Raw genomic sequence first — 26386 nt, 5'->3', positions numbered from 1 at the left:
ATGATGAAAAGATTGCAAAAACCACCGTTTCAGCAAAAGGCACTGGCGATTGGCTTCACGCTCGGCGTGCATGTCATTGCCGTGGTGGGTTTACTTTATCTGGGCATGAGCCAGCCACCGGAACCACCCAAACAGATTCGGACCGTGCTGATTAAACCGGAAGATTTACCCCCAGTTACTCGTGAAGAAACCGAGTTTACTGAAACTGCACATAAAAATGTGGCAGCCGAGATTCAGCAAACCGCGACTCCGGTTGAAGATGCCCCGGTGATTCCGGTCGCACCGCCAGCTGCGCCTCAACCAGAACCGGCCAAAGCACAACCAAGCAATACTGCCGCACAGCAACAGGCCGAACAGCAAAAACGCCTGGAAGCACGTGCGCAGGCGGAAGCAGAAAAATTACAGGCACAACAGGCCCAGCGCGCCAAGGCAGAAGCTGAACGTAAAGCCCAAGCCGCTGAAAAAGCCAAGGCCACTGCACAGGCCAAAGCCGAGGCAGAAGCCAAACGCCGCAGCGAAGCTGAAGCCCTGCGTAAGGCAGAAGCAGCAGAAAAAGCCAAACTTGATGCACGTCGTAAGGCGGAAGCGGAAGCCAAACGTAAAGCCGAAGCGGCAGATAAGGCCAAGGCGGATGCGGCAGCCAAGGCGAAGGCAGATGCAGAGGCGAAACGCAAAGCCGATGCTGAAGCCAAACGCAAAGCCGAGGCTGCGAATAAGGCCAAAGCAGAAGCAGCAGCCAAAGCCAAGGCTGAAGCGGAGGCCAAACGCAAAGCCGAAGCAGCTGAAAAAGCCAAAGCCGATGCAGCTGCGAAAGCAAAAGCGGATGCAGAGGCCAAAGCCCGCGCTGAAGCAGAAGCCAAAGCTTCGGCGGCCAAACAGGCGGCTGAAGAAGCGGCACAAAAGAAAGCTGAAGCCAAACGGATTGCCTCTACAGCCAAACGCGATTTTGAAAACAAGATCCGTCGGGCCTGGGATATTCCGGTCGGCTCTTCTGGCAAAACTGCCACGGCACGGGTTACGCTGACCGACAGCGGTTCGGTAGCCTCGGTGATTGTGAACTCCAGTGATCCGGACATGAAAGCCAGTGTCGAGGCCGCGGTACGTGCTGCTGCACCCTATCCAATGCCTTCGGACCCGGATGCACGCCGTGAAGCACGCAGTTTCACCTCAAGCTTTACTGCCAAATAAGCTGACTCACCATCCTGTCAAAAGCCGGGATGGCCTGTTATTTTTCAGTTACACTGCACAACAAGCGACAAAATTTTATTCACTTTTCACAGTGTTATAACAGTTTGGTCATAATTCTCTGCTTTAAATCTCAAATAAGCATGGCATTATGTAGAACAATCACATCAACAAGAATTATGTTTTGAGTAAATAGCGAATGATGGAAATGAAGCCTAAACATCTACTTTGCTTGGCAATTTTTACCGCCTTGGGTCCAATAATGGTCTCTCAAACCCATGCCCAGCTGCATCTGGAAATTGCCAAAGCACCTGCAGAAGCCCCAAAAATTGCCATCATTCCGTTTAGTAATGATCAAAGCATTTACCCGATTGTTGAAAATGACCTGAACCGTTCCGGTAAATTCACCAGCTCATCGAAAAACTTGCCGGCAAGTGCAGCAAATAATAGTCCGAATGCCGCCGCTTGGCAGGCCGCCGGTGTACCTTATGTAGTGACTGGTACCAGCAAGCCAACTGCAGATGGTGGCTTTGAAATTCACTATCAGCTGTATGATGTGCAAAAGCAGCAGTATTTATTAAACGAATTACTGACTGTACCGGCTTCACGTACCCGTCAGGCTGCACATATGATCAGTGACACCATCTATGAAGCACTGACCGGTATTAAAGGCGATTTCAGTGGTCGTATTGCCTATGTCTTGCGAAATCCGGCCACTCCGGAGCAGCGCTATACCCTGCAAATTGCCGACACCGATGGTGAACAGCCAAGAACCATTCTGACTTCACGCGATCCAATCTTGTCGCCGGCCTGGACGCCAGATGCCAAGAAAATTGCCTACGTGTCCTTTGAAACCAAACGCCCTGCGATTTATGTTCAGGATTTATCTACCGGTTCACGTGAAAAACTGGCCAGCTTCCGTGGCTTAAATGGCGCACCAAGCTTCTCTCCAGATGGTTCACGCATGCTGTTTACTGCTTCAATGCACGGCAATCCGGAAATTTACGAGATGGATCTGGGCACGCGTCAACTCAAGCGCATGACCAATGACAGCGCCATTGATACAGAAGCACGCTACGCACCCGATGGTAAATCGTTTATTTTTACTTCAGATCGTGGCGGCTCAGTGCAAATCTATCGCTATGACCTGAACACGGGCAGCAGCAAACGTCTGACCTTCCGCGGCGCATTTAATGCGCGTGGTACTTTAAGTGCCGATGGTAAAAAACTGGCGCTGGTTCATCGTCCAAGTGGCAGCAATTATAAAGTTGCGATTCAGGACATTAATACCGGCATTACCAATATCCTCACCCCAACCAGCCTGGATGAATCTCCAAGCTTCTCACCAAATGGACAGATGGTGGTCTATGCAACCCGTGAAGGTGCGCGTGGCCTGCTGTCCATTATGTCTTTAGATGGTCGTTTCCGTATGAATTTGCCAAGTGAACAAGGTGAAGTGCGTGAACCGGCTTGGGCACCAAAATAAGAGCAACTGAACAACCAAGTTTCATGGAGATGAAAATGAACGCAGTAAAATTATTTGTATTGCCTGTACTGGCCTCAGCGCTGGTGATGACTGGCTGTGCCAACCGTAAGCCTGCAACCGATGTTCAAGCAGGACAAACACCGACCTCTTCAACCACGGTCAATACACAAGGCTTAAGTGATGATGCAGCCTTGAATGCACAAAACCTGGCCGGTGCATCTGCCAAAGGTGTAACTGAAGCCAATAAAGCATTCTTGGCGAAACGTGTGGTGCACTTTGACTATGACAGCAGCGAACTGTCGAATGAAGACCTGCAAACCTTACAGGCGCATGCACAGTTCCTGATGGCCAATGCCAACTCGAAAGTCGCGCTTACAGGTCATACCGATGAACGTGGTACCCGTGAATACAACATGGCCCTTGGTGAGCGTCGTGCCAAAGCGGTTGAAAGCTTCCTGGTCACCACGGGCGTGAATCCGGGTCAATTAGAACCGGTCAGCTATGGTAAAGAAATGCCGGTTAACCCAGGTCATGATGAAAGTGCCTGGAAAGAAAACCGCCGTGTTGAAATCAACTACGAAGCGGTACCACCTTTACTGCGTTAAGATTGCATGATTGAGCAGAGTTGCTCAATATAAAAAAGCGCTCCATCGGGCGCTTTTTTAATACTCAAACACAAGAGCTGAGTCAAATTCTATTTAAGGTGCATCTGCCTGTGCATCTTCTTCATCTTTGGCGGGTTGCATCGACTCAATCATGTCGTGCTTGTTAAATTTCTTGTACTCTGGTTTTGCTTCATACCCCTTCCAGGCCTCTTTAACCTTGTCGGCGCTAATTTCATCTAAACTAATGCCTTCGCTTGGGGTTGGAGTCGCATCAAACTTTAACGTTGTCATATGTGTGCTCCTATATACTGGTTGATTCTGTTCCTTCACATCAACATAGCACTTTCTAGCAGACTTGCAAGGGCAAAATCACGTCAAATAGTTGAGTTTAATTTTTCTTTTAAGCTGTTCTCATCTAAAATATCGGACAAAGCTTTTTTGATCATGCCCGATCGATTCTTATTCGGAGTTTTCCTATTATGTCTTATCGCACCCTGTCCCAATTTCTACAACAACAAAGCGGAAATTTAACCCCTGAACTTGCACAGGTGATTGAGACCATTGCCAACACCTGCAAAACCATTGATCAGGCTTTACAAAAAGGTGCCTTGGCTGGGGTTCTGGGCAGCGCACAAAATGAGAACGTGCAAGGCGAAGAGCAAAAGAAACTCGATGTCATTTCCAATGATTACCTGATTGATGCCTTACAGAAACATCCCAATGTGGGCGGTTTAGCCTCAGAAGAACTGGATGAATTCACTCCGGCACAGGAAAATGGCCAATATTTAGTGCTGTTCGATCCGCTAGATGGTTCAAGCAACATCGACATCAATATGTGTGTCGGCACCATTTTCTCGATTCTTCCGGCAAAAAATGCCGTCACGCAAGCAGCTGATTTCATGCAGGCCGGTGTTCACCAGGTTGCTGCCGGTTATGTACTGTATGGCCCATCAACCATGATGGCCTTAACCGTCGGTGCAGGTGTAGTGTTCTTTACCTTTGACCCGGAAACTCAGGAATTCCTGCTGACTTCGGAAAATATCCAGGTGGCAGCCGACACCAAAGAATATGCAATTAATGCCTCTAACCAGCGTCATTGGGAAACACCCGTTCAACGTTATATTGATGAACTGCTAGCAGGTAAAACCGGTCCACGTGAAAAAGACTTCAATATGCGCTGGGTAGCCTGTATGGTAGGTGATATCCACCGTATTCTATGCCGTAGCGGGATTTTCATGTATCCATACGATCTGAAAGACCCGAAAAAAGCTGGCCGTTTACGTTTAATGTATGAAGCCAACCCGATGAGTATGCTCATGGAACAAGCCGGTGGTGCGTCGACAACAGGTCGTGTACGTATTCTGGAAATTGAACCGACCGATCTGCATCAACGTGTACCAGTGATCATTGGTTCTAAAAACGAAGTTGATCTTGTTACTGGCTACCACGCTTAATTTTTTCTGATTAACACCTGTGGGTCTGTGCTCACAGGTGTGGATGTTCTCCATGCCTATCTTATTTCTCGAATCGAAAGATAATCCTAAAATTAAGCACCTACGCGGCTTGATTGAACAAAACAGCTACCGTAAAAAACAAGGTCAGACTGTGCTTGAAGGTTCGCACCTTTGTCTGGCATGGTTAGAACAAAACCGGAAAATTAACGCGATTTTCACCACCGAAAATGCCCTGAAACATCCTGATCTGAACGATATTCTGGACCAGTGTCAGGGTACGGTGTTTGTGATTGGCGAGTCTTTATATAAAGATTTAAGTACCTTGGGCACCACCCTTGCCTGTCTGGCCATTGTCGATTTGCCAAGTTCCAGTCAGGCGCTTGACTATCAGGCCGATACCTTAATCTTGGAAAATGTCCAGGACCCGGGCAATGTCGGCACCCTGCTACGCTCGGCTGCTGCAGCCGGCATCCAGCAAATTGTCTGCACCAAAGGCTCCGCCTCGTTATGGTCACCACGGGTATTACGTGCCGGGATGGGTGCGCATTTTTCTTTGCAGACCTTTGAAAATATCCAGCTCGAGGAGATTCTGGAACAGTTTAAAATTCCGGTCTATGTCACCAGCTCACACCGTTCCACCAGTCTGTATGCCAAAGACTTAAGCCAGCCATGCGTATGGATTCTCGGTAATGAAGGTCAAGGTGTATCGGATTACGCACTAGCACATGCAGAAGCCGTTACCATTCCCCAACCGGGCGGACAGGAATCCTTAAATGTCGCGATTGCCGGTTCAGTCTGTTTCTTTGAAATGGTACGTCAACGACTCTAATACGTTAATTTATATTAAATAGGCTGGCCCTATTAAAAAAATAGATTACACTAGAAAAATAATAACTTGTAATGTCAACCGAACCATTATTTTTAACGTTAATAGTGCCATGAAGTTAAAAATAATGGTGGGTATCCAATGACAGGATTTTCCATCTCTATGGATTTAGCACCCAAAAAGTCTCAACCTGAAAGTTTGAGTACTCTGAAGAGTACGGCTGAACAACGCCTGAAAACTTTTATGCACGAGGTCACCGGGCGCGCCTTAGTGATGATGGAAAGTGCCACTCAGGGACAGCATGGCATCGCGATGGATCTGGTTCAGGAAGCCTTTATTTCCCTGCACAAATCCTATGCCGATAAAAGCACAGATGAGTGGTATCCGCTGTTCTACACCATTTTAAATAACAAATTACAGGACTGGCGACGTAAAGAAGCCCGTCGTGCACAACCCTTTTCATTTTTCCGCAAAGTCAGCCTGGATGACGATGATGTCGAACAAAATGATCTGGTCGATGAACGTGCACTCAATCCTGCTGAGTTTTTGGACCAAGCCATGACTGCTGAAGAAATTCAGGAGGCAATCGCCAAACTTCCGGTGCGTCAGCAACAAGCGTTTATGCTGCGGGCCTGGGAAGGGTTCGATACTCAGACCACTGCCCAGATTATGAATTGTTCTGAAGGCAGTGTAAAAACCCATTATCATCGTGCTATTCAGGCTTTACGCCAGACTCTGGCACATATGAATCCATATCTGGGAGGATCATCAGAATGAAACAAGATGATTTCTTAAAACAAGTGACTTCCAAACTTGATGGACTCGCCCACCACCACAAAGACAAAGCTGTGGTGATGAATCATGTTCTGGATCAGATTCAGGACCAGCAGACATCACGCTATGGCCTGTGGAAAATGTCCGGTTTTGCACTTGCGGCTGCCATTGCAGGGTTCGTCATTTTACCAAATTCGGTAGAAATGACCGCACAACCGCAAAATCAGGTGGTGGCTACGCCAAAACTTTCACCACAAATGATGGAAGATCTAGAAATGTTATTGGTGCTGGGTGAGGATAAAGTTCAACATGGCAGCTAAACGTTTAGCATTCGCCTTCTGTGCGCTGGGCTTTTTGCAAACCAGCTTTGCAGGCTTTGAGCGTTTCTGGATTTTCTCCAAAGATGCAGACACAAAAATTGTTGAAAGCTGGGAAACCCTCTCAGATGAAGAACAATTGGCCTTAATCAAACGTTATCAGAATTTAAAAGAACTGCCGTCCGATAAAAGTGCTTCTTTGCAACAGCGTATGGACTGGTTTATTCAGCTACCCGATGCAGAAAAGCAGAAAATGCGTGAAACCTGGCAAAAAATGAGTACCCAGGAACGCAAGGAACTCGGCCAAAGAATGCAGAAGGCCACGCCTGAAGAACGCGTGCTGATTCGTGAAGAATATATCAATAAATATATCACGCCGACAGAATACTAAGCGATTAAGCCACACATCAACCCAGTGCTGGTCCATAAAAAAGCCTCTTATCAGAGGCTTTTTTACATTCACTGGATTTATGATTTAAACTGACGGCGTACACGATATACCGCCATGCCCAATAAACCAAATAATCCAGCAAGCCCTAGACTTCCACCACCGCTTCCTTCAGTATTGCTGTTTTTCGCGGTATTGATCAGGCTGATGGTCGCCTCATTAGACAGCTCCTGTTCAGCATCAAATACTGTGTATTTCAGCTCATAATCAAACGGGCTATAGCTGTTACGCACCTGAATCTGCAGGTTTCCGCCATAACAAGTTTCACGCACATAATCCCCTGGACATGGACCACTCCGGTCTGCCGTGACCAGTACACTTGAAGGTACATTGGTTAAACGGATTGGCAATTCAAGTCCATTGCTATCGGTATAAAAGGCCGGTTTATTTTGTCCAGACAGCAGTGTATTGACAGGTCCATCGCCATCATCACTGTCATTTTCCAGCGGATTGACATTAATTTTCAAATCCGAACCGTATTCAATGGTGTAGCGGTCGGCTTTGGCAATCGGTTTGATGTTCATGAATTTTGCTTCAAGCAAACCACTCGACTGAACACTTGGATCCGTCACCGAAGTAATGGTGTAGGCACAATAGGCAGAATCAATATTCTGAGTCACCTGATCATCGACCCGATAGAACAGAATCCGTTTCACATCGGCATCCCATTCGCATTTCAGGTTTGGATCATGCAGCAGTTTACTGCGGTCAAAGGCCGCATCTTCTAAACCACCGCCAATGCCATAGACTTCTGTACTGATATTAAAGTGTTCCGGTTTTAGTTCCAGCAACTGTGCCACGCTACCATCGGCATTTGGTTCATCATGCTTGAGGGCTAATGCAAATGGATCGATATAAATAGTCCGATACTTCTGTTTTTCCTTGGAAAATTTAAGCAAATTTTCATAGTTTTGCAGATCTGCCTGATGTTGGGCCAACAGCTCTTTATTTTTCTCTGGTGCCTGAACCAGCGCTTTTAAACGGTCAATCTCCTGCTGATAGCTGTCAAACAAGGTCACATGCGACACGTTTTTCAGATTGACAATATCTGCTGCGGTCATACGCATGAGTTCAACCGAACCAATTTCACAGCTGTTTTTCTGTTCTGGATCTAAAATCAGGGTGCCATCAGTCACACGCTGTAAACCACGCTGATCTGACACTTCACAGCCAAATCCTTCGACATTGACCAGGTCCGCATCATTGTCCAGATTTTTTGGATAATATAACGGCAGGAATAAGTTGTAGGCTGAAGCCGGCTGAATTGGATAGAGCACATCACTTAACTGCTTGCCACTCAGATTCACCGAGCTCATTGAGTTTTCTTCTGTGCTCGCGAGCGTTTCCGGCAGGTCACATACCCCCTGCTCTACACTTTGTGCATTCGGGAAAATTAGCGCATTGCGTGATGAGCTGATATTCGGTTGCCGCTCGGTTAAATTGCCATTATTCAACGCATAACGGCATGATTTTCCGGTATTAAATGCCAGCACATTAAATCTTAATACTTTGATGCCTGAATCATCATAATAGAAGGTGCTGGCGGCCTCATTTTCGACAATGGTATTGTTATTTAAACTGAAGACCGATTGCGTACTGAGGCGGTGCTCCGGGCCATTGGCCAGGTTAAAAATATGCCCCTGCGTTAAGTTCGCTTTATTTTTGGCCACCGTAGTATTGGTTAAAGTCAGACGCGGCTTGCCACAAAAATCAAAGCTACTCAGGCTGTTGCTGTTGCCATTTTGAATGACACTGCTTTGCTGAATGGTGATATTGGCCTGGGTATCTGCTAGATTTGCCGTACAGTCCATCGCCAGCACACTGCCGACACTGGCGCTGTTCCCCTGAATCAGGCTATTCACCACCGTAATTGGCTGTTCCTGATTATGGGCAGCAATATACAGTGCACCACCCCGCGCTGCCTGCGAATCCAGAATTGCGGTATTGGTCAAGGTCAACGGTCCGGCAACCAGTAAAGCCCCGCCCAGCCCATCGCTATAGCCATTTTTAAGGGTCAGATCGTCAAACATGACATTGGCCTGACTGTCGAGCGTATTAACAATACGATGCAGCCCCTGGCCGTTAATAATGGTCTGATGCGGTATCAGCGCCGGATAACGGTGGGTAATAGGATCTTTCTTGCTGTAATCAAGCGGTGTTGCGCCCATAATCCGCACATTGGATTGCGGGCGTAATTCAGCATTTAACTTGTATTCACCCGCTTGCAGACGGATATAGTCCACTGCAATATAGTTGGTATTGCCGACACTACAGCCCCCAAAGGCTTTGTTCTGTTTGGCCGCCACCAAGGCTTCACGTAGCGAACATTTATCCGGGTTTTCACCATTTTCATCGGCAAATGTAGTGACATAAATAGTACGGTCTTCTGCGGCCATTAATGACATGGCACTGACAATCATGACTCCCAAAAGTGCTTTTTTATAATTTTTCATTCCCTTTCCCTGTTTTTATTTTTTACGGCGCCAAGCTGCCAGTAACATCAACATGAGCACGCCATAGCCAGCCACTGCTCCGCCAGATGTTTTAATTTTGTCACTGTCCATGTGGTTTTCAGGTGCCTGAATCACTTGTACACGAATTTCCACATACGGTTTGGTGGTGTTAAAACGTGTACTGCTGGTCACCAGTTTAATTTTAAAAACATCTGCGCCATGCCAGGCAGAATCCGGGGTATAAATAATCTTGCCCTGCTCATCAATCGTCAGTTGACCCTTGGAACTGGTCTGGGTCTGCTCAATCTGCACACAACCGGCCTGCCAGGCTTTCCCAGTCGGATTGCTGCTAAACAGACTGTCACAGAACTCGGCTGGTACCAGATCACTATCACCAATTAAATCACTGACCGACATTTCGGCAATTTCACCGGCCAGAATATCCCGACCAATGAGACCTGAGGCATCAGGTACGGTAATTTCAATTGCACCACGGTCACACAAGGTATTATCCGAAGCTCGGTTCACCCCGCGCTGATCTGCCGAGGCACAAGTAACCTGCTCAGTGGTGCCCACTTGTGCATAGCCTTTGTTGACGATTGGAGAGTCAGCCAGGGTCTGGTAATTCAGTAAAATACGTGGGCGAATATAGCCCAGGAACTGTTCTTCTTTAACCTGATACGGGCAGAATAATGCGTCCTCATCTTCACTCAGCACCTTACAGGCGCCTTCCAGGATATTCCCGCTAAAAATATGGCTACCCTGCCAGATCTGGTTCGGGTAATTGGCATCGCCCGTTCCACATTCTTCAGAGACCAGATTGTTTTGCAGCACGCTTTGATCGGCTGCCTCTTTGCTACAGTTAGCAGACTGCGCCGTCACAGGATGTGGATTAGCCAGCAGAATACTGTTGGCAATATAGCCTTTTCCTGCCGGGGCTTCTAAACGTACCCCTGCGCTATTGCCCATTAAAGTGACGTTATTGACCCCGATATTGTCTCTCAGGTTCAGCACATAGCCTTCATTGCGGTTAAAGGTCGTACTGCTGATGGTATTGGCAGCGGCCAGCAGCTTGAGATTTTCGACATCTTCTGTAGGTAACTGGGTGTAGAGGTTGGCAGATGCCAGATCGCTGGTTTTGTTGTCGCTAAACACCGCTGCATAAATCCGGAAGCTTGGCAGTCGGCTATAGATGGCGCCACCCTCGGTGGCATGGTTGTGCTGGATTAAACTGTTTTTAATTTCAATAAAGGCTGGCGCGATATTCTCTCCCTCTTCAGCCAGATTATAGATGGCGCCGCCCTGGTTGGCTCGACCCTGACTCAGCTTGACATAATCCAGCACCAGGTATTCATGGTTCAGAATCAGACCGCCCTGATTGGGACGGCAACTGTCGCTGCCACAGCCTTGCAGGCTGACTTCGCTCAGGTTGACCTGAATACGTTTATCATCGCTGCTTTCAATATGAAAAATACGTTCATTACCAGCCATTTCGATAATGGCATTGTTCAGGCCTTTGATATTGTTTTCTTTCAAGCCGGTGTCATAGGTGGTTTTAATGCTTAAGGGTTGGGTAATTTTTAACTGCTGATTGAGTTTATAAACGGCGTGTTTTTCTAACAGAATGACATTGGAGGAATTTTCGCCACCGCAGCCATTATGACCTTCTTCCGGCAACCCCAAATTAATATACTCGACTGCTTCGCGCAGTGAGCATTCTTTATCATTGGCTTGAATATCTTCAGTGATAGTGACAACAATATTGCTACTATAAGCATGTCCCGCAATAAACAGCATACCAATGCCGATGCTCCGCTTGAGCATAAGCTTACTCCTTAACCTATTTATTCATTTTTATTTTTAAGTTGCAGCTTCCTTGCAACTAAGACTTATTTTGAGTGTAATTTGTCATAGCTAGAGTAATTACTCAAGTTTTTTTGTATTTTACCGATATTCGTCAATTAATGCGTAGATCTGGCGCAAATTCGCGCCGCTCAGTTTGGTTTTTTCGCCTTTTAGTAGCTGAATCAGTTGTTGCAGGCTTTGTAACAGCATTGAGGTCTGCTGCGGACCATGTAGCAGCAAGTAGTCAATAATCTGCTGATCAATCTGAATACCTTTACGTTGCAGCACCGAAGTTACCAAAGCCTGACGGTCGGCAAACAGGCTGCCGGTCGGCACTTTCACACTCACAGCCTGAGTTAAACGGGACTGTAAATCGGGCAATTCCAGTTTCAGTTCAATCGGGGCAAAACGTGATGAAAACACCAATTGCCCGCCCATTTCATTGCTGTAATTGATTAAATGAAATACCGCGCGCTGCCAATGCGGCACGCCGCTAATCGCTTCAATATCATCCAGACAGACCAGATCAAAATGATCTAAAGAGGTAATGGCTTCGGTCGGGGCATCCAGAAGTTCCAGCAAAGAGACTTTAATCGCGGATTTGCCAATTTCCAGATAAGAATCGCAAATCGCCGAAAGCAGATGGCTTTTGCCGGTACCCGCACCGCCATAAACATAAAAACGGTTGACCAGCCCCGCATGCAACTGTCGCACTGCGTCAATTACATGGCCCCAGCCCGGACCAGAAAAATCACTGATTCGGGCATCGAGTTGAGGTTCTATATCAAGCTGCAGTTGACGCATATACAGAATAGGCCTTCGTTAAACATCTTTAGGATCAAGAGGATTCATCTTACTCGATTTTTCAGTCTGTTGCAGTGGCTTTGTCTGATCTTTCTCAAGATCAATATCGACATCCACCTGATCAGTTTCTATGCTGATACTGCCCGTTTGCTGGTCATGATGAATGATAGCCGTCGACTGTCCATACCACTGACTGCGTTCATAGCAATCCCGGGCATGACGTAGCAAGACCACAATTACCGCGGCAACCGGCAAGGCAATTAGCATCCCGAGGAAACCGGCCAGTTGCGCACCGGCCAGTACGGCAAACACCACTGCTACCGGTGACAGTCCGATTTTATCGCCCAGTAAAAATGGTTGCAGTACATAGCCTTCTACCGCCTGACCAATCATAAACACCACCAGCACCAAGAACAGTTGCATCCAGTCGATACCAAACTGCAATAAGGTGGCAATGACCGCAGCAATAATCCCGACCGCAAAACCTAAATATGGGATGATACTGGCCAGACCTGCCACCATCCCGATAATCAGGCCAACGTCCAGACCAATCAGTTGCAGACCGGTGGCATAGACCACACCTAGGAGGATCATCACCAGGAACTGACCTTTGACAAACGCGCCTAATACGTTATGGCATTCATTCACAATATGCAGGGTGCTGCGCTCATACGGACGTGGAATTAAACGGCGCAGACTGTCCAGCATACGGTCCCAGTCGAGCAGAAAATAGAAGGCAATAATTGGAATTAAAACAATGGTCCCGCCAATCTGGATAAAGTTCAGACCGGACTGCGCCACCCGTAAAATCATGGCCTGAATGCTGTCGGCGCTGTAATTTGTCTGCACATAGTCCATGATAATGGTTGACATATGCGTGGTATCAATTTCCATCTCATCGACATTAAAAGTTTCAGAAATCCAGGGCAAAAAGGTGGTATTGATCCAGTTAATTCCGACCGGAATACTGTCGCGAGCAATCATCAGCTGTTTCCAGACCAGCGGAATGATGTACCAGACCGCCACGGTCAGCAGAATCCCGATTCCGACAAAAACGATGCTGATGGATAACCAGCGCGGCACCCCGACCCGATATAAAGTATCAACCAGCGGACTGAACAGATAAGCCACAAGAAAGGCGACAATAAATGGAATAACGACCGGCTTGAGTAAATATAAAATCCAAAAAATTAAAGCTATCCCGGCAAGGATAAAAATGCGACGTAAAGTACGATCTGCCATAGAATCTCGCCTTTTTGCAGTGTAATCGTTATATAAAGTAAAATATTTTAATAAAGATAGCATTTTAGCGCATAAATAACATAAGAGTTTCGTATATTCGGGTTATAATCCCCCGCGCGAATGCGGAGACTTCATTATGAGCAACTCAACTTCTAACCCTACCCCTGGTTTAAGCTATAAAGATGCTGGTGTCGACATCGAAGCCGGTGACGCGTTAGTCGATCGAATTAAATCTGTTGCGAAACGCACCACTCGTCCTGAAGTGATGGGTGGATTAGGCGGCTTTGGCGCACTTTGTAAAATTCCTAAAGGTTATGAAGAACCTGTTCTCGTATCAGGCACAGACGGTGTTGGTACAAAATTACGTTTAGCCCTTAATTTAAACCGTCATGACACCATTGGTCAGGATTTGGTGGCCATGTGTGTGAACGACCTGCTGGTTTGTGGCGCAGAACCACTGTTCTTCCTCGACTACTATGCAACGGGTCACTTAAACGTTGATGTTGCAGCCAATGTAGTTACCGGGATCGGTCAAGGTTGTGAGCTTGCGGGCTGTGCACTGGTTGGCGGTGAAACTGCTGAAATGCCTGGCATGTATGAAGGCGAAGATTATGACCTTGCAGGTTTCTGCGTAGGCGTGGTTGAGCAAAGCAAAATTATTGATGGCTCTAAAGTCAAAGCGGGTGACGTTCTGATTGGTGTTGCGTCTTCAGGTGCACACTCAAACGGCTATTCTCTGCTTCGTAAAATTCTGGACGTGAAAAACGTTGACCTGACTCAAATCGTAGATGGCCGTCCGCTGGCAGATGCAGCGATGGAACCAACCCGTATTTATGTCAAACCGATTCTTGAATTACTTAAATCTGTTGATGTTCACGCAATGGCGCACATCACCGGTGGCGGTTTACCTGGTAACTTACCACGCGTACTTCCAAATGGCGCGCAAGCGGTGATTAACGAATCATCTTGGGAATGGCCAGAACTGTTCAAACTGCTGCAAAAAGAAGGCGGTGTTGAACAATTCGAAATGTACCGTACCTTTAACTGTGGCGTTGGTATGGTATTGGTGGTGGATGTAGCAGATGCAGACAAAACTGTTGAATTGCTGAACCAGTTAGGCGAAAAAGCCTGGGCCATGGGTCACATTGTTGACAATGCAGAATCTGTTGAAGGTGCTGACGAAAAAATCCGTGTGATTTTTGCGTAATTGTCTATGTTGAAAATTGCTGTACTTGTTTCAGGCAGTGGATCGAACTTACAAGCCCTGATTGATGCCCGTCTTTCCGGGCAAATTGTTGGGGTCATTTCCAACAAGCCTGAAGCCTATGCGCTGGAACGTGCCCAAAAAGCCGGTATTGCCACTGCGGTAATTGAACACAAGCAATACCCAGACCGTGAAAGTTTTGATGATGTGATGCATCAACAGCTTTTAGACTGGGAGGTTGATCTGGTGGTGCTGGCAGGCTTTATGCGCATTTTAAGCGCCAAGTTTGTTAAAGCCTGGGAAGGGAAAATGCTGAACATTCACCCTTCTCTGCTGCCGCATTACAAAGGCATGCATACTCATCAACGGGTGTTAAACACGGGTGATGTCTATCATGGCTGTACGGTACATTATGTGACTGCCGAGCTGGATGCCGGTCAGGCGCTGGCCCAAGGGGTACTTACTGTATCGCATCAGGACAGCGTGGAAAGCTTGGCCAATCGTGTGCATGTGCTGGAACATCTGATTTATCCGCAAGTGGTGGAATGGATTTGTAGTGGTACGCTGCAGCACACACCAAACGCGGTGCTGTATCGTGGTCAGGTGTTAGCGCAACCGCTACAGTTCTGTCAGCGCTAAAATAAAAAGTAATATCTATAAAAAAACGCATCCTCGGATGCGTTTTTTTATGACCTGATTTTTCCCAAAAGTAATCTTAAGGTGCCTGATCCTGTAATAAGGATTTAATCATCTGTGCCACTTGCTCAGGCTGTTCCAGTGGGAACATATGACCGCCCGGCGCAACATGAAAAGGAATCCCGAATTTCTTCTCAATTTGCTGTGGAAACTTGCGGGCCAGAAACGGACCTTTCTCGGCCACCACCAGTTGTGCCGGTACTTTCAATTTGGCCTGTGGCAACCACCATAAAGATGGATTGGTACGGAAAATCTGTACTTCATCCATTTTAGGAATGGTAAGCGTCACCCCACCACGTACAGGATCTTCTGTCAGTGCATGGTCGATATAAGCCTGAAAACAGTCCGGATCAAAATCTTGATAAAAGCCTTTGGGTCTGAGCAACTCGGCCGCCTGCTGACGTGACTCCCAATGATCACGGCGGCGTTTAGACAATCCCGCCGGTGACATTTTATCGAGGGCTTTCAGCTTCAACAGTTTCGCTACATGCATCACTAAGGCTTCTTTACCCATGATCATTGGCGGATCCAGCATAATCAGCTGGGAAAACAGTTCCGGGCGTTGCTGCGCGGCCTGAAAGCTCAGCACCGAACCAAGTGAATGACCCAGTGCAATCACCTTGCGGCCTTGTGCCTGCCGCACAATACTGTCAATCACCTGCTGAGTCAGACTGTTCCAGTGATTGTCGATTGGATAACGTTTATCTGGCCCGAGCAAAGGCACATCAATCACGTCATAATCATCTTGCAGATGCTGAAATAGTTTTTGATAGACCCGTGACGGTACGCCATTGGCGTGAGCAAAATGGATTAATGGTTTCATTGTAATTTGGTACTTTGTTCAGATTGAATCTGCTGCGATACAGCGCTGGCCATCCCCTGACCTACCGCAGTGCCCATACGACCCAGCATCGAATCTAGCGGATTATATTCAATGGTATAGTTGACGGTTTTGTCGACTTTTAATTCACGTTTTAAAGTATTCATACTGCCCAGACGGTCAATAATCCCCAGTTTCAACGCCTGATCGCCAGTCCAGAATAAGCCGGAGAACAAGGTCGGATCATTGGCTTTTAACTTGTTGCCACGGCCCTGTTTGACTGCAGTAATGAAATGCGCATGCACATTATCCAGCACACCCTGAACATGGGCTTTTTGCGCTGGATCCACCGGTTGTGTCATCGACAGCAATGCCTTATTTTCACCGGAGGTCATGGTGCGATCTTCGACACCCAGCTTTTGCATTAAGCCACTAACGCCATAGTTCGGCATAATCACCCCAATCGAGCCAACCAGACTGGATGGATTGGCAATAATTTCATCGGCAGCTGAAGCAATATAATAAGCCCCTGAAGCGCCGGTATCGCCAATCACCGCATACAGTTTTTTATCCTGATGCTGCTGTTTTAAATACTGGATTTCCTGCCAGATTTCATCGGACTGAACCGGTGATCCGCCCGGTGAATTAATATTTAGCACCACTGCCTTACTGCCGCTTGCTTCATAGGCTTTACGCAGTGATTTAATGGTATTTTCACTATTGACGCTCTGTTTATCCGCTGCGATGGTGCCCACAATATCGACCACGGCAATATGCGAACTGCTGGTCACGGCCGTAGCAGAATTATTGCTACAGCTTTTACCCATAATCACCAGCAGAATAAAAATATAGGCAAAGGTCAGGAACTTAAAGAAAATTCCCCAGCGTCTGGCGCGGCGCTGTTCTTCAACAGAGGCTAAAACCGCTTTTTCCAGTAACTTCCATTCGTTTCCTGTCGGTTGTTGTGCTGTGGGTGGATGGCTATTCTTGATTTCATTTTCTGGTTTAGGCGGCCAATCGGACATAAAAACAATCCAAAACTCGAGTTAATTTTCCTCCATTATATACGCCGAAAAACTGATTGCTGTCTAAATTGAATGTTTTCCCCTATAATATTTTCATTTTTAACCTTTTCTTTAGATTTCACTATACTGAATGACTGATAAACTCGCCCCAACGACTATCTCTCGTTTACTTCATTTTGTCAGTCGACAGCCCCTCAGCCTTTCACGTTGGGCGGCCCGCGTGTTGGCGGCATTTTTGAATGTCTTTCAGCTCAGCAAGACCTCTCAGGTCATTCGCCTCAATTTAAATATTGCCCTGCCGCATTTAGATACGACCCAGCGTGAACAGCTGGCGCGTCAGGCCATTCGCAATGAACTCACCTCTTATTTTGAGTTTTTTAATATCTGGGGCGCAGAAAACCACAAGAATATTTCCCGCATTCATCAGGTGCATGGCGAACAGCTGTTACATGAGGCACTGGCTGCGCAAAAAGGCGTGGTACTGATTGTGCCGCATTTTGGCACCTGGGAAATCATGAATGCCTGGGTGGCGCAGCACACCGAAATGACCATCATGTATAAACCGGTGAAAAATCCATCGGCTGATGAGTTTGTCCGTAACGCTCGCAGCCGTGAACAGGCCAATCTGGTGCCGACCAATGACAGCGGTATTCGTCAGATTTTTAAGGCACTGAAACAAGGTGGAACCACGGTAATTCTGCCGGACCACACCCCGCATTTGGGGGGTGAAATGATTCACTATTTTGGTCTGCCACTTGAATCCAGCAACCTGAGCGCCAAGCTGATTCAAAAAACTAAAGCCGCTGCCCTGTTTCTGTATGCACTGCGCAATGAACAGCAAGGTTTTGATATTTTCATTGAAGCCATGGACGCACGGCTCTACGACTGTTCTGCCAATGAAGGCACCGCAATGATTCACCAGAAGATTGAACAGCTGATTGCCCAGCATCCGGAACATTATCACTGGAGTTATAAACGCTTTAAGGCACATCCAGCCTTAAGACGGATTTATGATATTCCTACGGATGAAGCCTTGGCGTTAATTCAAAATACCAAAGCTAATTCCGCTTAATCGCGCCGCAGCCAGACCCGCGTATGCCGGTACGGCAGCACCTCATTCTCAGTGGGATAAAACTGGATGCTACCCTGCTGCGCGGTCTGCCATAATGGAATTTTTAAGGCGTTCAGTCGGGCTTGTACCTGTGTGCTCGGATGCCCATAACGGTTATTTAGCCCCGCCGATGCAATTGCCAGTTTAGGCTCCAGCTGTTTTAAAAACTGGTAAGATGAACTGTGCCGGCTACCATGATGGCCAAGCACCAGCACATCCACTTTTAAATCCGGATAATCCTGTAATAACTGATATTCAGTCGGCCAGCCTGCATCACCCATCAATAAAAAGCGAGAATAAGGCTGAGCCTGTGCAAACTCGGCCAGCAGCACACAGGAACTTTCATTTTTCTGCTGTTCTACAGGATTTAACTGCTCCGGTTTCGGAGAGAGTACCTGTATCTGGATGCCCGGCTGCCACTGCCATTGCTGTCCCTGCCGGCAATAGTCAAAGCGACTGTCCGGATGTACCTCAAGCTGAGCATTGGCATAGACCTGTTGCACCTGCAACTGTGGCTTTAAGGTCTGATAGGCACCGCTATGATCCTGATCCAGATGGGTCAACCATAAATAATCTAACTGCTGCACGCCTTTGACACTTAAAAAGGGCTGGATAATCTGCCGGCCGATACTCCATTTCTGTTCATCATAATGACCGCCCATATCAATCATCATACTGTGTTCACGATAGCGTAAAAAGATCGCCTGCCCTTGCCCAACATCCAGCACACTAAGTTCCACCTGCCGAGAAAACTGATCCTGAAACAGCAAAGGCAACAAGCACAGCGCTGACCAGGCTTTAGGCACTAGACCTGCGGGAAGAAATAAAATCATCAGTCCCAGCACCAGACTCAGCAGCATCGGTGGGCTCAGCGCAACCGGAATCAGTTGCGGCACAAACAGCAAATCCAGCAACTGCAAACAACCCAATAACAGACTTAGCGCCAAGTCATTGAGCTGAAACAGCAACTGGCTCAGCGGTTCCGCCAGATAAAAACTTAAACCGGCCAGAATATCCAGCGGTACAGTCACCAGACCGATCCAGGGAATGGCCAATAGATTACTCAGCGGCGCAATCCAGGCAATCTGCTTGAAGAAGATGATCATCAGCGGAAACAGCGCAATAAAAATTTTCCATTGCGATTCAAATAACAGCCGGAAGCCCTGCCACAATTTCTGCATCAACGTCTGCTGCGGATGCACCGGTTGTTGCCGGAGGGTCTGGTAAATCCTTAACAGCACAAAGCAGGCGCCATAAGACAGCCAGAATGCCGCCGACAGCACACTCAACGGATCAAGCAGCAGCAATAACGAAGCACTACCAATCAGCAAAGACAGCGGCTGTATCGGCTGCTTTAGCAACAGGCAGGCGCCTGCCACCAGACAAATCAGTAAAGTCCTGAGCGCAGGAATTTCAAACCCAACATAGGCACAATATACAAATACACAGCCCATAAACGGCAGCAACAGCAGATAACTTCGGGGCAATTGCGCATATAATTCGGGCCAATAGCGAGTGACCAAGCGCTGCAGCACAAAACACAGCATAGCGGCAAAAATCAGCACATGCGGCCCGGAAATCGCCAGCAAATGACTCATCCCGAAACGCTGAAACTGCTGCTCGGTGGCTTCATCGAGTAAACTTTTATCGCCAGTCAGCAGTGCCAGTATTAAGCCGGGATGCTGCAATGCCTGCTGCTGGATAAAGTCACGAATCTGTAAACGCTGTGTTTCGATCCACAATTTAAATTGCGGCCAGAGTTGCTGATGCTGTCTTAAATGTGCCCCAAATCCCAGCCGATACAGTTCCGATTCAGTCAGTTCCACAATCGACTGGACCTGAAAGCCGCTCATGATATTTTGCTGGAGATACCACTGCTCTACATCAAACGCACCCGGAACGGCAAAACTGTGCGCCGGCAAGGTCTGCCCCTGTAAACGATAATAACGCCCCAGCTGTAGTTCCTGTTCAGCCGGCAGCAAGGCCAGCCATTGCACCGGCTGGCTATGCCGGTTCAGCACCTGAACCGGTTGCCGGAGCTGGCTGCTACCCAGCTGACTGATTTGCTGGACATAGACCACCACCTCTGCCGGCTGGCGGGTCAGTTCACGAAATATCAACCGCTCTTGCAACTGGTTTTGGGCAAAATTCAGCCCCAACAAAAATGTAATGACAAATGCCACACAGGTATTAATCAATTGGATGCCCAGATGGGACCAATGTAAAGCAGCTATTTGCTGTAAAAGCAGGATAATCAGTAACAGGCCTGACAACCAGAGCGGGAAATCCAGCATCGGCCATAGCGTTTTGCCCATACAGGCAATACCTACAATCCAGCCGGCACCCATGATTTTGAACATGTCGTTTTCTGTCTTATTTTTATTTTGAGCAAGCATAAAGCCCACCGGAGTGGGCTTCAAGGGTCATTGATCTGATAATCGGGTTTTAGTCGGGTACCCAGATGCCATCCTGCATATGCAAAATGGTATCGGCCGACTTGGCCAGCTCTTCATCATGGGTCACAATTAGCATGGCCATATTAAACTCACGGCGCAGCTCGCGTAACAGCTCAAAAATCTTGATGGCGGTTTTACGGTCCAGGTTCCCGGTCGGTTCATCAGCCAGCATGACTGCCGGCTTGGTGACAATGGCACGCGCCAAGGCCACACGCTGACGTTCACCACCCGACAGTTCACCCGGTTTATGGGTCAATCGATGCGATAAGCCCACCCGATCCAGCAGATATTCGGCCTGCTGTTTGACTTCTTTAAAGTTGCTTTCCTTACGCAGCATCAAGGGCATTGCCACATTTTCCAGCGCACTAAATTCAGGTAGCAAATGGTGGAACTGATAAACAAAGCCCAGATATTGGTTACGCAAATAACCACGCTCAGCTTCGCCTAAATTGTCAAAGCGCTGGCCATTTAAATAAACCTCGCCCTGACTTGGACGATCAAGCCCGCCAAGGACGTGCAGCAAGGTACTTTTACCTGAACCACTGGCGCCGACAATCGACACAAATTGTCCCTGTTCGATTTTTAAATCGAGGCCGCGCAGTACATCTACTGTGGTTTTGCCGTCAGTAAAATGTTTAGTGACCTGCTTGGCTTCTAGTACAGTTTTATTCATAACGAAGCGCCTCTGCAGGTTGAATTTTCGCCGCGCGTAACGCCGGATAAATTGTGGCCAGGAAACTTAAAATTAAAGACAGGCTGACAATGACCACGACATCTTGCCATCTTAAATGCGATGGTAAGTAGTTAATGAAATAGGCATCAAACAGATTCAAGCCCAAAACATTGTTCAGCCAGGCAATAAAACCACTGATGCTGGAGGCAAAAATAATTCCAAGAATCGCGCCGGAGACTGTCCCGATCACGCCAATCACGGTCCCTTGCACCATAAAGATTCGGGTAATCGTGCCCGGAGATGCACCCAAGGTCCGTAAAATTGCGATATCGGCTTTTTTGTCAGTCACCACCATCACCAGAGATGAGACAATATTAAAGGCTGCGACCAGAACGATTAAGAACAGTAACAGGCTGACCATGGCCTTTTCCATCTGAATCGCACTGAACAGGTTACCATGGGTATAGGTCCAGTCTGAAGCATAGAAATTGGCTGGCAGTTCACTCACAATGTCGTTGGCAACGGTAGGTGCGGCAAAAATATCGTCCAGCTTCATGCGTACGCCTTGTGCGCCATCCGGCAGACGTAACAGGGTCGAAGCATCATTCAGGGCGATATAGCCCATCATCGAATCAACTTCGGCACCAATGCTGAAAATCCCCACAATGGTAAAACGTTTAAAACGTGGCACCACACCGGCCGGTGATGGCGTTGCTTCAGGCAAGACCAAAGTAATACTGTCATTTAAACTGAGGCCCAAGGCATCGGTCATTTGCTTGCCCAGCACAATCCCAAACTCGCCTTTTTTCAGGTTATCAATGCTGCCTTCCACCATATGCTGATGAATAATCGAAACTTTCTTCTCATATTCCGGCTCGATACCGGTCACCATAATGCCGGAAACCTGACCGTGTGCGGTCAACATCCCCTGTAATTGGGTAAACGGTGCAGCACCTGTAACATGCTCATGTTGCTCAACTTTTTTTGCAAGTTCAGGCCAATCTGTTAAAATCTGGGTAGATGAAACAGTCGCTTGCGGAATCATCCCCAAGACCCGGTTCTTCAATTCACGGTCAAATCCGTTCATCACAGATAACACTGTAATCAGAACAGCAACACCTAAAGTGAGACCGATCATTGAAACCAGAGCAATAAAAGAAATAAAGTGATTACTGCGCCGAGCGCGCGTATATCTCAACCCTATATATAGCGAGATTGGTTTAAACATACCATCTAGTCCGAGGTAATACATTATGGAAAATTTACAGCATCAAAACGCTCAAAATGAACGTCGCGTGATGTCACGTATCGATGCTGCGTTGAGAATCAACTATCAGCTTATTTCTGATCAAGTTGCTCTTAATGATCCTTACGATCCTAATTTTATGTTGCCGCGTTATTTTCTACTACTCGCTGAATTAGATCAATTTGATCATGCGCTTAACTACGAATTAGAACAATTATCTGAAAAAGATCAACAAATTGCTCGAATCTTATCCTTATTCAACCAAAAATTAAACCTGATTACCGGTTCTTTATACGATGCAATTGTACAAAGCATGTTACCTGTACCGGAACAGGTCAACTTTTCCGAAAACGGTTTAAGCTTCTATAGCGAGCGTGAAATTGCCGATGGCAGCTATATTCACGTGACCTTAAGTCATCCGGAAAACTTCTTTCATATTGCTGCAACCGCCCAGGTGGTCTATAGCAATGCCGAAGATAATGGCCGCTATCGTACCGGGGCCTATTTTATTACTTTACACCCGCAAGACCGCAGCAAACTGGCCGAAGTCATCCAGCAGTGTCAATCTAAATAAGTTTCAGGATGTGCCTGTTTACGTGCCAACGCCCGGCTTGCACGTAAATCATGGAAGAAATATAAGAACAAGCCAAACAATAAGACCAAAGCTCCGATCAGCACTGTCAAGCTCAGGGCTTCCTGATTCAGAAATGCACCAATTAGCAGGGCCAGCATTGGGGTCATGACAGTGGTCAGTGACAATGTGGTCGCCTGAATATTCTGTACCAGCTTAAAATAACAGAACATGGCAATCAGTGAAGCCATCACCACCGTATACAGTAAAGAGAATAAAGCCTTGGTTTCCGGAATTTCAGTCGGTGCATAAGGCCAGATTATTGGCAACATCAAAATTGCCATCAAGGTTGAAATCAGGATTGAACCAGTGGCCTGTGCCACAGGTTCCACCTTGGCATTCACTTTTTTGACCCAGAAAATGGACATGGCATAAATCAGCACGCTCAGCAGCATCAGACCAATCCCGACCGGCTGTACATGCTGGTTTTCTCCGCCCAAACAGATAATGCCCAGTCCCAGCACTGCAACCAGCATCCCGAACCATTGCAGTTTTTTCAGACGCTGCTGAAAGGCAAAACGCCCGATCAGGCCGGCAATAATCGGTGCCAGACCAAACATCAGTGCAATCATGCCTGAACTTAAATAGCTGGTGGCCAGATAGGTAAAAATCTGGGAACCAAACAGGCTGCAGGAACCGGCCACATAACTATGCAATGCCGTCTGATCAACCGGAAAACGCACTTTGAGCAGCAACAAAAAGATAAAGGCCAGCGGCAAGGCAATAAAAAAACGTAAAGCCAGCGCCCACAGCATATGCAGATCCGACACACTCCAGACAATCGCCAGCGGTGTCGAGGCCCAGATAAACACCAGCAGCATATAAGTCAGGGCAATATTATTTTTTGAGGGCATATAATTCAGCCGGTTTTACGTTTTTGTTTTTGAATGGTCTGATCCAGACTGCTGGAAAATTCACGTTTATCGCGCTCAGAAATTGGCGGTGGCCCACCGGTCTGCACGCCAGCGCCGCGTAGAGTATCCATAAAATCACGTAAATGCAGCCGCGCTTTAACATTGGCAGTGGTATAGATTTCACCACGTGGATGAATCGCAATACCGCCCTTTTCAATCACCTGCGCTGCCAGTGGAATATCTTGGGTCACCACAATATCGTTGGCCTGCATCCGCTCAACAATTTCCTGATCGGCCGCATCCGCCCCACTCATGACCTGCAGGGATTTAATCCGCACCGATGGAGTAATGCCCACATTCTGATTGGCTACAAAAATTACTTCGAGCTGATAGCGATCAGAAGCCCGGATAATCACATCTTTTAAAATTCTTGGTAAGGCATCGGCATCCACCCACAGCTTAAATGGCAGCACTTTCAATTCCGGCAATTTTGATGCCCCTAGTGTAGCAAAATTCACTCAACGCCGCGGTGGGAAATACAGGCTTTTTCACCAAGATGCTGCTAGAGTAATAACACGCTGGATCAGCTGATTTTGCTTAAGCTGCTTGAGCTCATCTTTTGACTTTTCTCATCATTTCGGGCATTTTCAAAGGAGAAATCGGCGCCCCGACTTGAAAAATTTAAAACACCCTCGATTAAATAGATTAAGGCCACTCGACATTCTCTTAACGTGCTTATGAAAAATCAGAACAGACCAGACATTATTACCATTGAAGATCAAAGTTTTGGCAGCCATGTAGAGCATTGGACGCTGCTCACCGATCAGCCGAATGTTGATGTTCCCAAATGGTTAGGTCAGGCACTGGATGCACCCATCATGCCAATGGGGCTATGCGCACAAGAATGTGATATGGATGACAGCACCTGGCTGATTCAGGGTCCGGTCAAACAGCCGATTCAACTGGCGCAGGTCATTGCCGTAGAGGCCAATCAGCCGAAAGCGGTTAAAACGGCCTTTCCATGTTTTGAAAGCCCGTATAAAACCCCGGTGACCATTGAACGGATTATTAGCTGCCCTTCCAATACCCAGGCGGTTTTGGGATTAAATCTGGGTGAAAACACCACGGTCTATGCCTTTGACAGTCTGTATAGCGTCAATCACCACCAGTACCAAAAAGACCAGACTTATATCGCGCATCTGAATGGTTGGGCTTACGAGCTGGAAGCCGTGGCAGAAGATGAGCAACTGATTGTTGATGATCCGGCCTCGATTAAACATCACCGTGCCTTAAATGATATTCTGGCGGCCAATAATGGTGTTGCCCCGGCCAATTTGCAGGAACAGATTGACGCCTGGGAGCCAAAATCTGAAGAAGATAAAGCCCCGGTGACCGTGAATTTCTCCAAAATGGTGGCCTATTTATATGGTGAAGTCTTAGGACAGGAAGATGAAGCCTGGTTCCAGGGCAATGTGGTCGGTAAAACCCAAGCGCAATTTATGAATCAGGATTACACCCTGTATGATGTCTGCCTGATTCATGAAGACAACCAGCCAGCCACTTTAATCCGTATTGCGACCAAAGAACCCAAGTTTGCTGATTTTGAAATTGGCCAGTTCATTCGCGGCAATATCTGGATTCAGGTCAGTATTTACGCGAAAAAACAATAATTTATATTTAAAGAAAGACCTGCTTCAATATGAGCTTTCAGCTTGAAGCAGGTCTTTTTTGTATCTTTTGAATTTATTTGATTATATTTTATCCACAGTTTTATTCTAAATAGCACTATTTTAAATTCAAAAATCACTTATTTATCCACAGTTTTAAATTTTAAAGCTTATTATTTAATCTCTATTGATTTTCATAGACTTAGATTAAATCTGTTTAAAAATTGAATATTGAATAAATCCGGTCAACAGAATGAAGAGATGATGTTCTGATTTTAAATCGGCTGAAAAGTTTATTAAGGAAAATGTATTTAGTACTTTATTTAACCAATTTTTTATGTTAATAATATGTGACAAATCGAAAGTATCAACGATAAATAGATCACTGGAATATAATATCTATGAAAATCGTGCAAGAAGAAAACTTACAATCTGTTGAACATCAAATGGGTCAGCGTTATCGTCTGGATAAAATGTCCTGCCTGTTTTTTGTTCTGGGCATGATGATTTCTGCCTACCTGCTGCATCAATTTATTTTTTAATCCGTATTCCATATCCCATAAA

General features: G+C 46.9%; 26 protein-coding genes. 14 read left to right on the top strand and 12 right to left on the bottom strand.

Annotated elements, in window-relative coordinates:
• Positions 1–3 precede the first annotated feature (3 nt).
• The 3 genes from tolA (at position 4) to pal (ending at position 3276) form a co-directional block, all read left to right on the top strand.
• Positions 4–1188, top strand: a complete 1185-nt coding sequence (tolA, locus tag ACVLR6_RS04640) for a cell envelope integrity protein TolA (protein WP_160243423.1) — start codon at positions 4–6, stop codon at positions 1186–1188.
• Between the two features lie 199 nt (positions 1189–1387).
• Positions 1388–2671 (top strand): Tol-Pal system beta propeller repeat protein TolB, encoded by a 1284-nt coding sequence (tolB, locus tag ACVLR6_RS04635; protein ID WP_370459252.1) that lies wholly within the window; start codon positions 1388–1390, stop codon positions 2669–2671.
• Between the two features lie 35 nt (positions 2672–2706).
• Positions 2707–3276, top strand: a complete 570-nt coding sequence (pal, locus tag ACVLR6_RS04630; protein WP_005176597.1) for a peptidoglycan-associated lipoprotein Pal — start codon at positions 2707–2709, stop codon at positions 3274–3276.
• 93 nt (positions 3277–3369) lie between these two features.
• Here pal and ACVLR6_RS04625 read toward each other — a convergent pair whose 3' ends face one another.
• Positions 3370–3567, bottom strand: coding sequence for an NF038105 family protein (locus ACVLR6_RS04625; protein WP_005176594.1), 198 nt, complete (start codon positions 3565–3567; stop codon positions 3370–3372).
• Positions 3568–3755: 188 nt separating this feature from the next.
• On the opposite strand from ACVLR6_RS04625, the gene ACVLR6_RS04620 reads away from it, so the two are divergent.
• The 5 genes from ACVLR6_RS04620 to ACVLR6_RS04600 all read left to right on the top strand — a co-directional run bounded on the left by ACVLR6_RS04620 (position 3756) and on the right by ACVLR6_RS04600 (position 7038).
• Positions 3756–4730: a class 1 fructose-bisphosphatase gene (locus ACVLR6_RS04620; RefSeq protein WP_180103589.1), complete on the top strand. Its 975-nt coding sequence runs from the start codon at positions 3756–3758 to the stop codon at positions 4728–4730.
• A 52-nt stretch (positions 4731–4782) separates the two neighbouring features.
• Positions 4783–5559, top strand: coding sequence for a TrmH family RNA methyltransferase (locus tag ACVLR6_RS04615; protein WP_455995922.1), 777 nt, complete (start codon positions 4783–4785; stop codon positions 5557–5559).
• 159 nt (positions 5560–5718) lie between these two features.
• Positions 5719–6333: an RNA polymerase sigma factor gene (locus ACVLR6_RS04610; protein WP_005176588.1), complete on the top strand. Its 615-nt coding sequence runs from the start codon at positions 5719–5721 to the stop codon at positions 6331–6333.
• Positions 6330–6650 carry a hypothetical protein gene (locus ACVLR6_RS04605; protein WP_016660007.1) on the top strand — a complete coding sequence of 107 codons (321 nt, stop codon included), beginning with the start codon at positions 6330–6332 and terminating at the stop codon, positions 6648–6650. The genes ACVLR6_RS04610 and ACVLR6_RS04605 overlap by 4 nt, the downstream gene beginning before the upstream one ends.
• Entirely contained in the window at positions 6640–7038 is a 399-nt protein-coding gene (locus ACVLR6_RS04600; protein WP_005176585.1) for a DUF3106 domain-containing protein, read from the top strand. The genes ACVLR6_RS04605 and ACVLR6_RS04600 overlap by 11 nt, the downstream gene beginning before the upstream one ends.
• A gap of 77 nt (positions 7039–7115) precedes the next feature.
• Here the strand turns inward: ACVLR6_RS04600 and ACVLR6_RS04595 are convergent, their stop codons facing one another.
• The 4 genes from ACVLR6_RS04595 to cxpE form a co-directional block, all read right to left on the bottom strand.
• Complete coding sequence (locus ACVLR6_RS04595; RefSeq protein ID WP_455995920.1) at positions 7116–9548, bottom strand: CSLREA domain-containing protein; 2433 nt, start codon at positions 9546–9548, stop codon at positions 7116–7118.
• Between the two features lie 15 nt (positions 9549–9563).
• Positions 9564–11372 (bottom strand): rhombotarget A, encoded by a 1809-nt coding sequence (gene rbtA / locus ACVLR6_RS04590; RefSeq protein WP_168395033.1) that lies wholly within the window; start codon positions 11370–11372, stop codon positions 9564–9566.
• Between the two features lie 120 nt (positions 11373–11492).
• On the bottom strand, positions 11493–12197 hold the full coding sequence (hda, locus tag ACVLR6_RS04585) for a DnaA regulatory inactivator Hda (RefSeq protein WP_005176580.1): 705 nt from the start codon (positions 12195–12197) through the stop codon (positions 11493–11495).
• Positions 12198–12215: 18 nt separating this feature from the next.
• On the bottom strand, positions 12216–13439 hold the full coding sequence (cxpE, locus tag ACVLR6_RS04580; RefSeq protein ID WP_005176578.1) for a chloramphenicol efflux transporter CxpE: 1224 nt from the start codon (positions 13437–13439) through the stop codon (positions 12216–12218).
• A 136-nt stretch (positions 13440–13575) separates the two neighbouring features.
• On the opposite strand from cxpE, the gene purM reads away from it, so the two are divergent.
• Both purM and purN read left to right on the top strand, forming a co-directional pair.
• Positions 13576–14646 carry a phosphoribosylformylglycinamidine cyclo-ligase gene (gene purM / locus ACVLR6_RS04575; protein ID WP_075174826.1) on the top strand — a complete coding sequence of 357 codons (1071 nt, stop codon included), beginning with the start codon at positions 13576–13578 and terminating at the stop codon, positions 14644–14646.
• A 6-nt stretch (positions 14647–14652) separates the two neighbouring features.
• Positions 14653–15282, top strand: coding sequence for a phosphoribosylglycinamide formyltransferase (gene purN / locus ACVLR6_RS04570; RefSeq protein ID WP_104500385.1), 630 nt, complete (start codon positions 14653–14655; stop codon positions 15280–15282).
• 76 nt (positions 15283–15358) lie between these two features.
• On the opposite strand, the gene ACVLR6_RS04565 is transcribed toward purN, so the two are convergent.
• Both ACVLR6_RS04565 and sppA read right to left on the bottom strand, forming a co-directional pair.
• Positions 15359–16162 (bottom strand): alpha/beta fold hydrolase, encoded by an 804-nt coding sequence (locus ACVLR6_RS04565; protein ID WP_005176572.1) that lies wholly within the window; start codon positions 16160–16162, stop codon positions 15359–15361.
• Positions 16159–17184, bottom strand: a complete 1026-nt coding sequence (gene sppA / locus ACVLR6_RS04560) for a signal peptide peptidase SppA (protein WP_016660002.1) — start codon at positions 17182–17184, stop codon at positions 16159–16161. The genes ACVLR6_RS04565 and sppA overlap by 4 nt, the downstream gene beginning before the upstream one ends.
• A 130-nt stretch (positions 17185–17314) precedes the next feature.
• Here sppA and ACVLR6_RS04555 point away from each other — a divergent pair, with 130 nt between their 5' ends.
• On the top strand, positions 17315–18256 hold the full coding sequence (locus tag ACVLR6_RS04555) for a lysophospholipid acyltransferase family protein (protein ID WP_160243428.1): 942 nt from the start codon (positions 17315–17317) through the stop codon (positions 18254–18256).
• Here the strand turns inward: ACVLR6_RS04555 and ACVLR6_RS04550 are convergent.
• The 3 genes from ACVLR6_RS04550 to ACVLR6_RS04540 all read right to left on the bottom strand — a co-directional run bounded on the left by ACVLR6_RS04550 (position 18253) and on the right by ACVLR6_RS04540 (position 22652).
• Positions 18253–20655: a DNA internalization-related competence protein ComEC/Rec2 gene (locus ACVLR6_RS04550; protein ID WP_455996155.1), complete on the bottom strand. Its 2403-nt coding sequence runs from the start codon at positions 20653–20655 to the stop codon at positions 18253–18255. The genes ACVLR6_RS04555 and ACVLR6_RS04550 overlap by 4 nt on opposite strands.
• A gap of 85 nt (positions 20656–20740) precedes the next feature.
• On the bottom strand, positions 20741–21424 hold the full coding sequence (gene lolD / locus ACVLR6_RS04545; protein ID WP_005176563.1) for a lipoprotein-releasing ABC transporter ATP-binding protein LolD: 684 nt from the start codon (positions 21422–21424) through the stop codon (positions 20741–20743).
• Complete coding sequence (locus ACVLR6_RS04540) at positions 21417–22652, bottom strand: lipoprotein-releasing ABC transporter permease subunit (protein ID WP_005176562.1); 1236 nt, start codon at positions 22650–22652, stop codon at positions 21417–21419. The genes lolD and ACVLR6_RS04540 overlap by 8 nt, the downstream gene beginning before the upstream one ends.
• Positions 22653–22677: 25 nt before the next feature.
• On the opposite strand from ACVLR6_RS04540, the gene ACVLR6_RS04535 reads away from it, so the two are divergent.
• Positions 22678–23244: a PilZ domain-containing protein gene (locus tag ACVLR6_RS04535; RefSeq protein WP_160241498.1), complete on the top strand. Its 567-nt coding sequence runs from the start codon at positions 22678–22680 to the stop codon at positions 23242–23244.
• Here ACVLR6_RS04535 and ACVLR6_RS04530 read toward each other — a convergent pair.
• Together ACVLR6_RS04530 and ACVLR6_RS04525 are read right to left on the bottom strand one after the other, a co-directional pair.
• Positions 23232–24155 carry a DMT family transporter gene (locus tag ACVLR6_RS04530; protein ID WP_005176560.1) on the bottom strand — a complete coding sequence of 308 codons (924 nt, stop codon included), beginning with the start codon at positions 24153–24155 and terminating at the stop codon, positions 23232–23234. The genes ACVLR6_RS04535 and ACVLR6_RS04530 overlap by 13 nt on opposite strands.
• 5 nt (positions 24156–24160) lie before the next feature.
• Entirely contained in the window at positions 24161–24628 is a 468-nt protein-coding gene (locus ACVLR6_RS04525) for a YaiI/YqxD family protein (protein WP_005176559.1), read from the bottom strand.
• A 264-nt stretch (positions 24629–24892) separates the two neighbouring features.
• Between ACVLR6_RS04525 and ACVLR6_RS04520 the strand changes: the two genes are divergently transcribed.
• Together ACVLR6_RS04520 and ACVLR6_RS04515 are read left to right on the top strand one after the other, a co-directional pair.
• The gene (locus ACVLR6_RS04520) at positions 24893–25825 is read left to right on the top strand and encodes a hypothetical protein (protein ID WP_075168247.1); all 933 of its coding nucleotides are present in this window, start codon (positions 24893–24895) and stop codon (positions 25823–25825) included.
• A gap of 398 nt (positions 25826–26223) precedes the next feature.
• A complete protein-coding gene (locus ACVLR6_RS04515; RefSeq protein ID WP_005176552.1) occupies positions 26224–26364 on the top strand; it encodes a hypothetical protein in 141 nt (46 codons plus the stop codon).
• Positions 26365–26386: the final 22 nt, after the last annotated feature.

This window comes from Acinetobacter sp. T63, from assembly GCF_053852345.1.
This window is presented reverse-complemented; position numbering and strand designations above follow the sequence as displayed.

What these genes read in the sequence shown, in the direction of transcription:
- tolB (WP_370459252.1), top strand. Translation starts at nt 1,388, where the DNA reads ATGGAAATGAAGCCTAAACATCTACTTTGCTTGGCAATTTTTACCGCC.
- ACVLR6_RS04555 (WP_160243428.1), top strand. Translation starts at nt 17,315, where the DNA reads ATGACTGATAAACTCGCCCCAACGACTATCTCTCGTTTACTTCATTTT.
- ACVLR6_RS04600 (WP_005176585.1), top strand. Translation starts at nt 6,640, where the DNA reads ATGGCAGCTAAACGTTTAGCATTCGCCTTCTGTGCGCTGGGCTTTTTG.
- ACVLR6_RS04620 (WP_180103589.1), top strand. Translation starts at nt 3,756, where the DNA reads ATGTCTTATCGCACCCTGTCCCAATTTCTACAACAACAAAGCGGAAAT.
- ACVLR6_RS04595 (WP_455995920.1), bottom strand. Translation starts at nt 9,548, where the DNA reads ATGAAAAATTATAAAAAAGCACTTTTGGGAGTCATGATTGTCAGTGCC.
- ACVLR6_RS04610 (WP_005176588.1), top strand. Translation starts at nt 5,719, where the DNA reads ATGGATTTAGCACCCAAAAAGTCTCAACCTGAAAGTTTGAGTACTCTG.
- ACVLR6_RS04565 (WP_005176572.1), bottom strand. Translation starts at nt 16,162, where the DNA reads ATGAAACCATTAATCCATTTTGCTCACGCCAATGGCGTACCGTCACGG.
- ACVLR6_RS04540 (WP_005176562.1), bottom strand. Translation starts at nt 22,652, where the DNA reads ATGTTTAAACCAATCTCGCTATATATAGGGTTGAGATATACGCGCGCT.
- purM (WP_075174826.1), top strand. Translation starts at nt 13,576, where the DNA reads ATGAGCAACTCAACTTCTAACCCTACCCCTGGTTTAAGCTATAAAGAT.
- hda (WP_005176580.1), bottom strand. Translation starts at nt 12,197, where the DNA reads ATGCGTCAACTGCAGCTTGATATAGAACCTCAACTCGATGCCCGAATC.
- ACVLR6_RS04520 (WP_075168247.1), top strand. Translation starts at nt 24,893, where the DNA reads ATGAAAAATCAGAACAGACCAGACATTATTACCATTGAAGATCAAAGT.
- ACVLR6_RS04625 (WP_005176594.1), bottom strand. Translation starts at nt 3,567, where the DNA reads ATGACAACGTTAAAGTTTGATGCGACTCCAACCCCAAGCGAAGGCATT.
- tolA (WP_160243423.1), top strand. Translation starts at nt 4, where the DNA reads ATGAAAAGATTGCAAAAACCACCGTTTCAGCAAAAGGCACTGGCGATT.
- pal (WP_005176597.1), top strand. Translation starts at nt 2,707, where the DNA reads ATGAACGCAGTAAAATTATTTGTATTGCCTGTACTGGCCTCAGCGCTG.
- sppA (WP_016660002.1), bottom strand. Translation starts at nt 17,184, where the DNA reads ATGTCCGATTGGCCGCCTAAACCAGAAAATGAAATCAAGAATAGCCAT.
- ACVLR6_RS04615 (WP_455995922.1), top strand. Translation starts at nt 4,783, where the DNA reads ATGCCTATCTTATTTCTCGAATCGAAAGATAATCCTAAAATTAAGCAC.
- ACVLR6_RS04535 (WP_160241498.1), top strand. Translation starts at nt 22,678, where the DNA reads ATGGAAAATTTACAGCATCAAAACGCTCAAAATGAACGTCGCGTGATG.
- rbtA (WP_168395033.1), bottom strand. Translation starts at nt 11,372, where the DNA reads ATGCTCAAGCGGAGCATCGGCATTGGTATGCTGTTTATTGCGGGACAT.
- ACVLR6_RS04605 (WP_016660007.1), top strand. Translation starts at nt 6,330, where the DNA reads ATGAAACAAGATGATTTCTTAAAACAAGTGACTTCCAAACTTGATGGA.
- ACVLR6_RS04530 (WP_005176560.1), bottom strand. Translation starts at nt 24,155, where the DNA reads ATGCCCTCAAAAAATAATATTGCCCTGACTTATATGCTGCTGGTGTTT.
- lolD (WP_005176563.1), bottom strand. Translation starts at nt 21,424, where the DNA reads ATGAATAAAACTGTACTAGAAGCCAAGCAGGTCACTAAACATTTTACT.
- cxpE (WP_005176578.1), bottom strand. Translation starts at nt 13,439, where the DNA reads ATGGCAGATCGTACTTTACGTCGCATTTTTATCCTTGCCGGGATAGCT.
- ACVLR6_RS04550 (WP_455996155.1), bottom strand. Translation starts at nt 20,655, where the DNA reads ATGTTCAAAATCATGGGTGCCGGCTGGATTGTAGGTATTGCCTGTATG.
- purN (WP_104500385.1), top strand. Translation starts at nt 14,653, where the DNA reads ATGTTGAAAATTGCTGTACTTGTTTCAGGCAGTGGATCGAACTTACAA.
- ACVLR6_RS04515 (WP_005176552.1), top strand. Translation starts at nt 26,224, where the DNA reads ATGAAAATCGTGCAAGAAGAAAACTTACAATCTGTTGAACATCAAATG.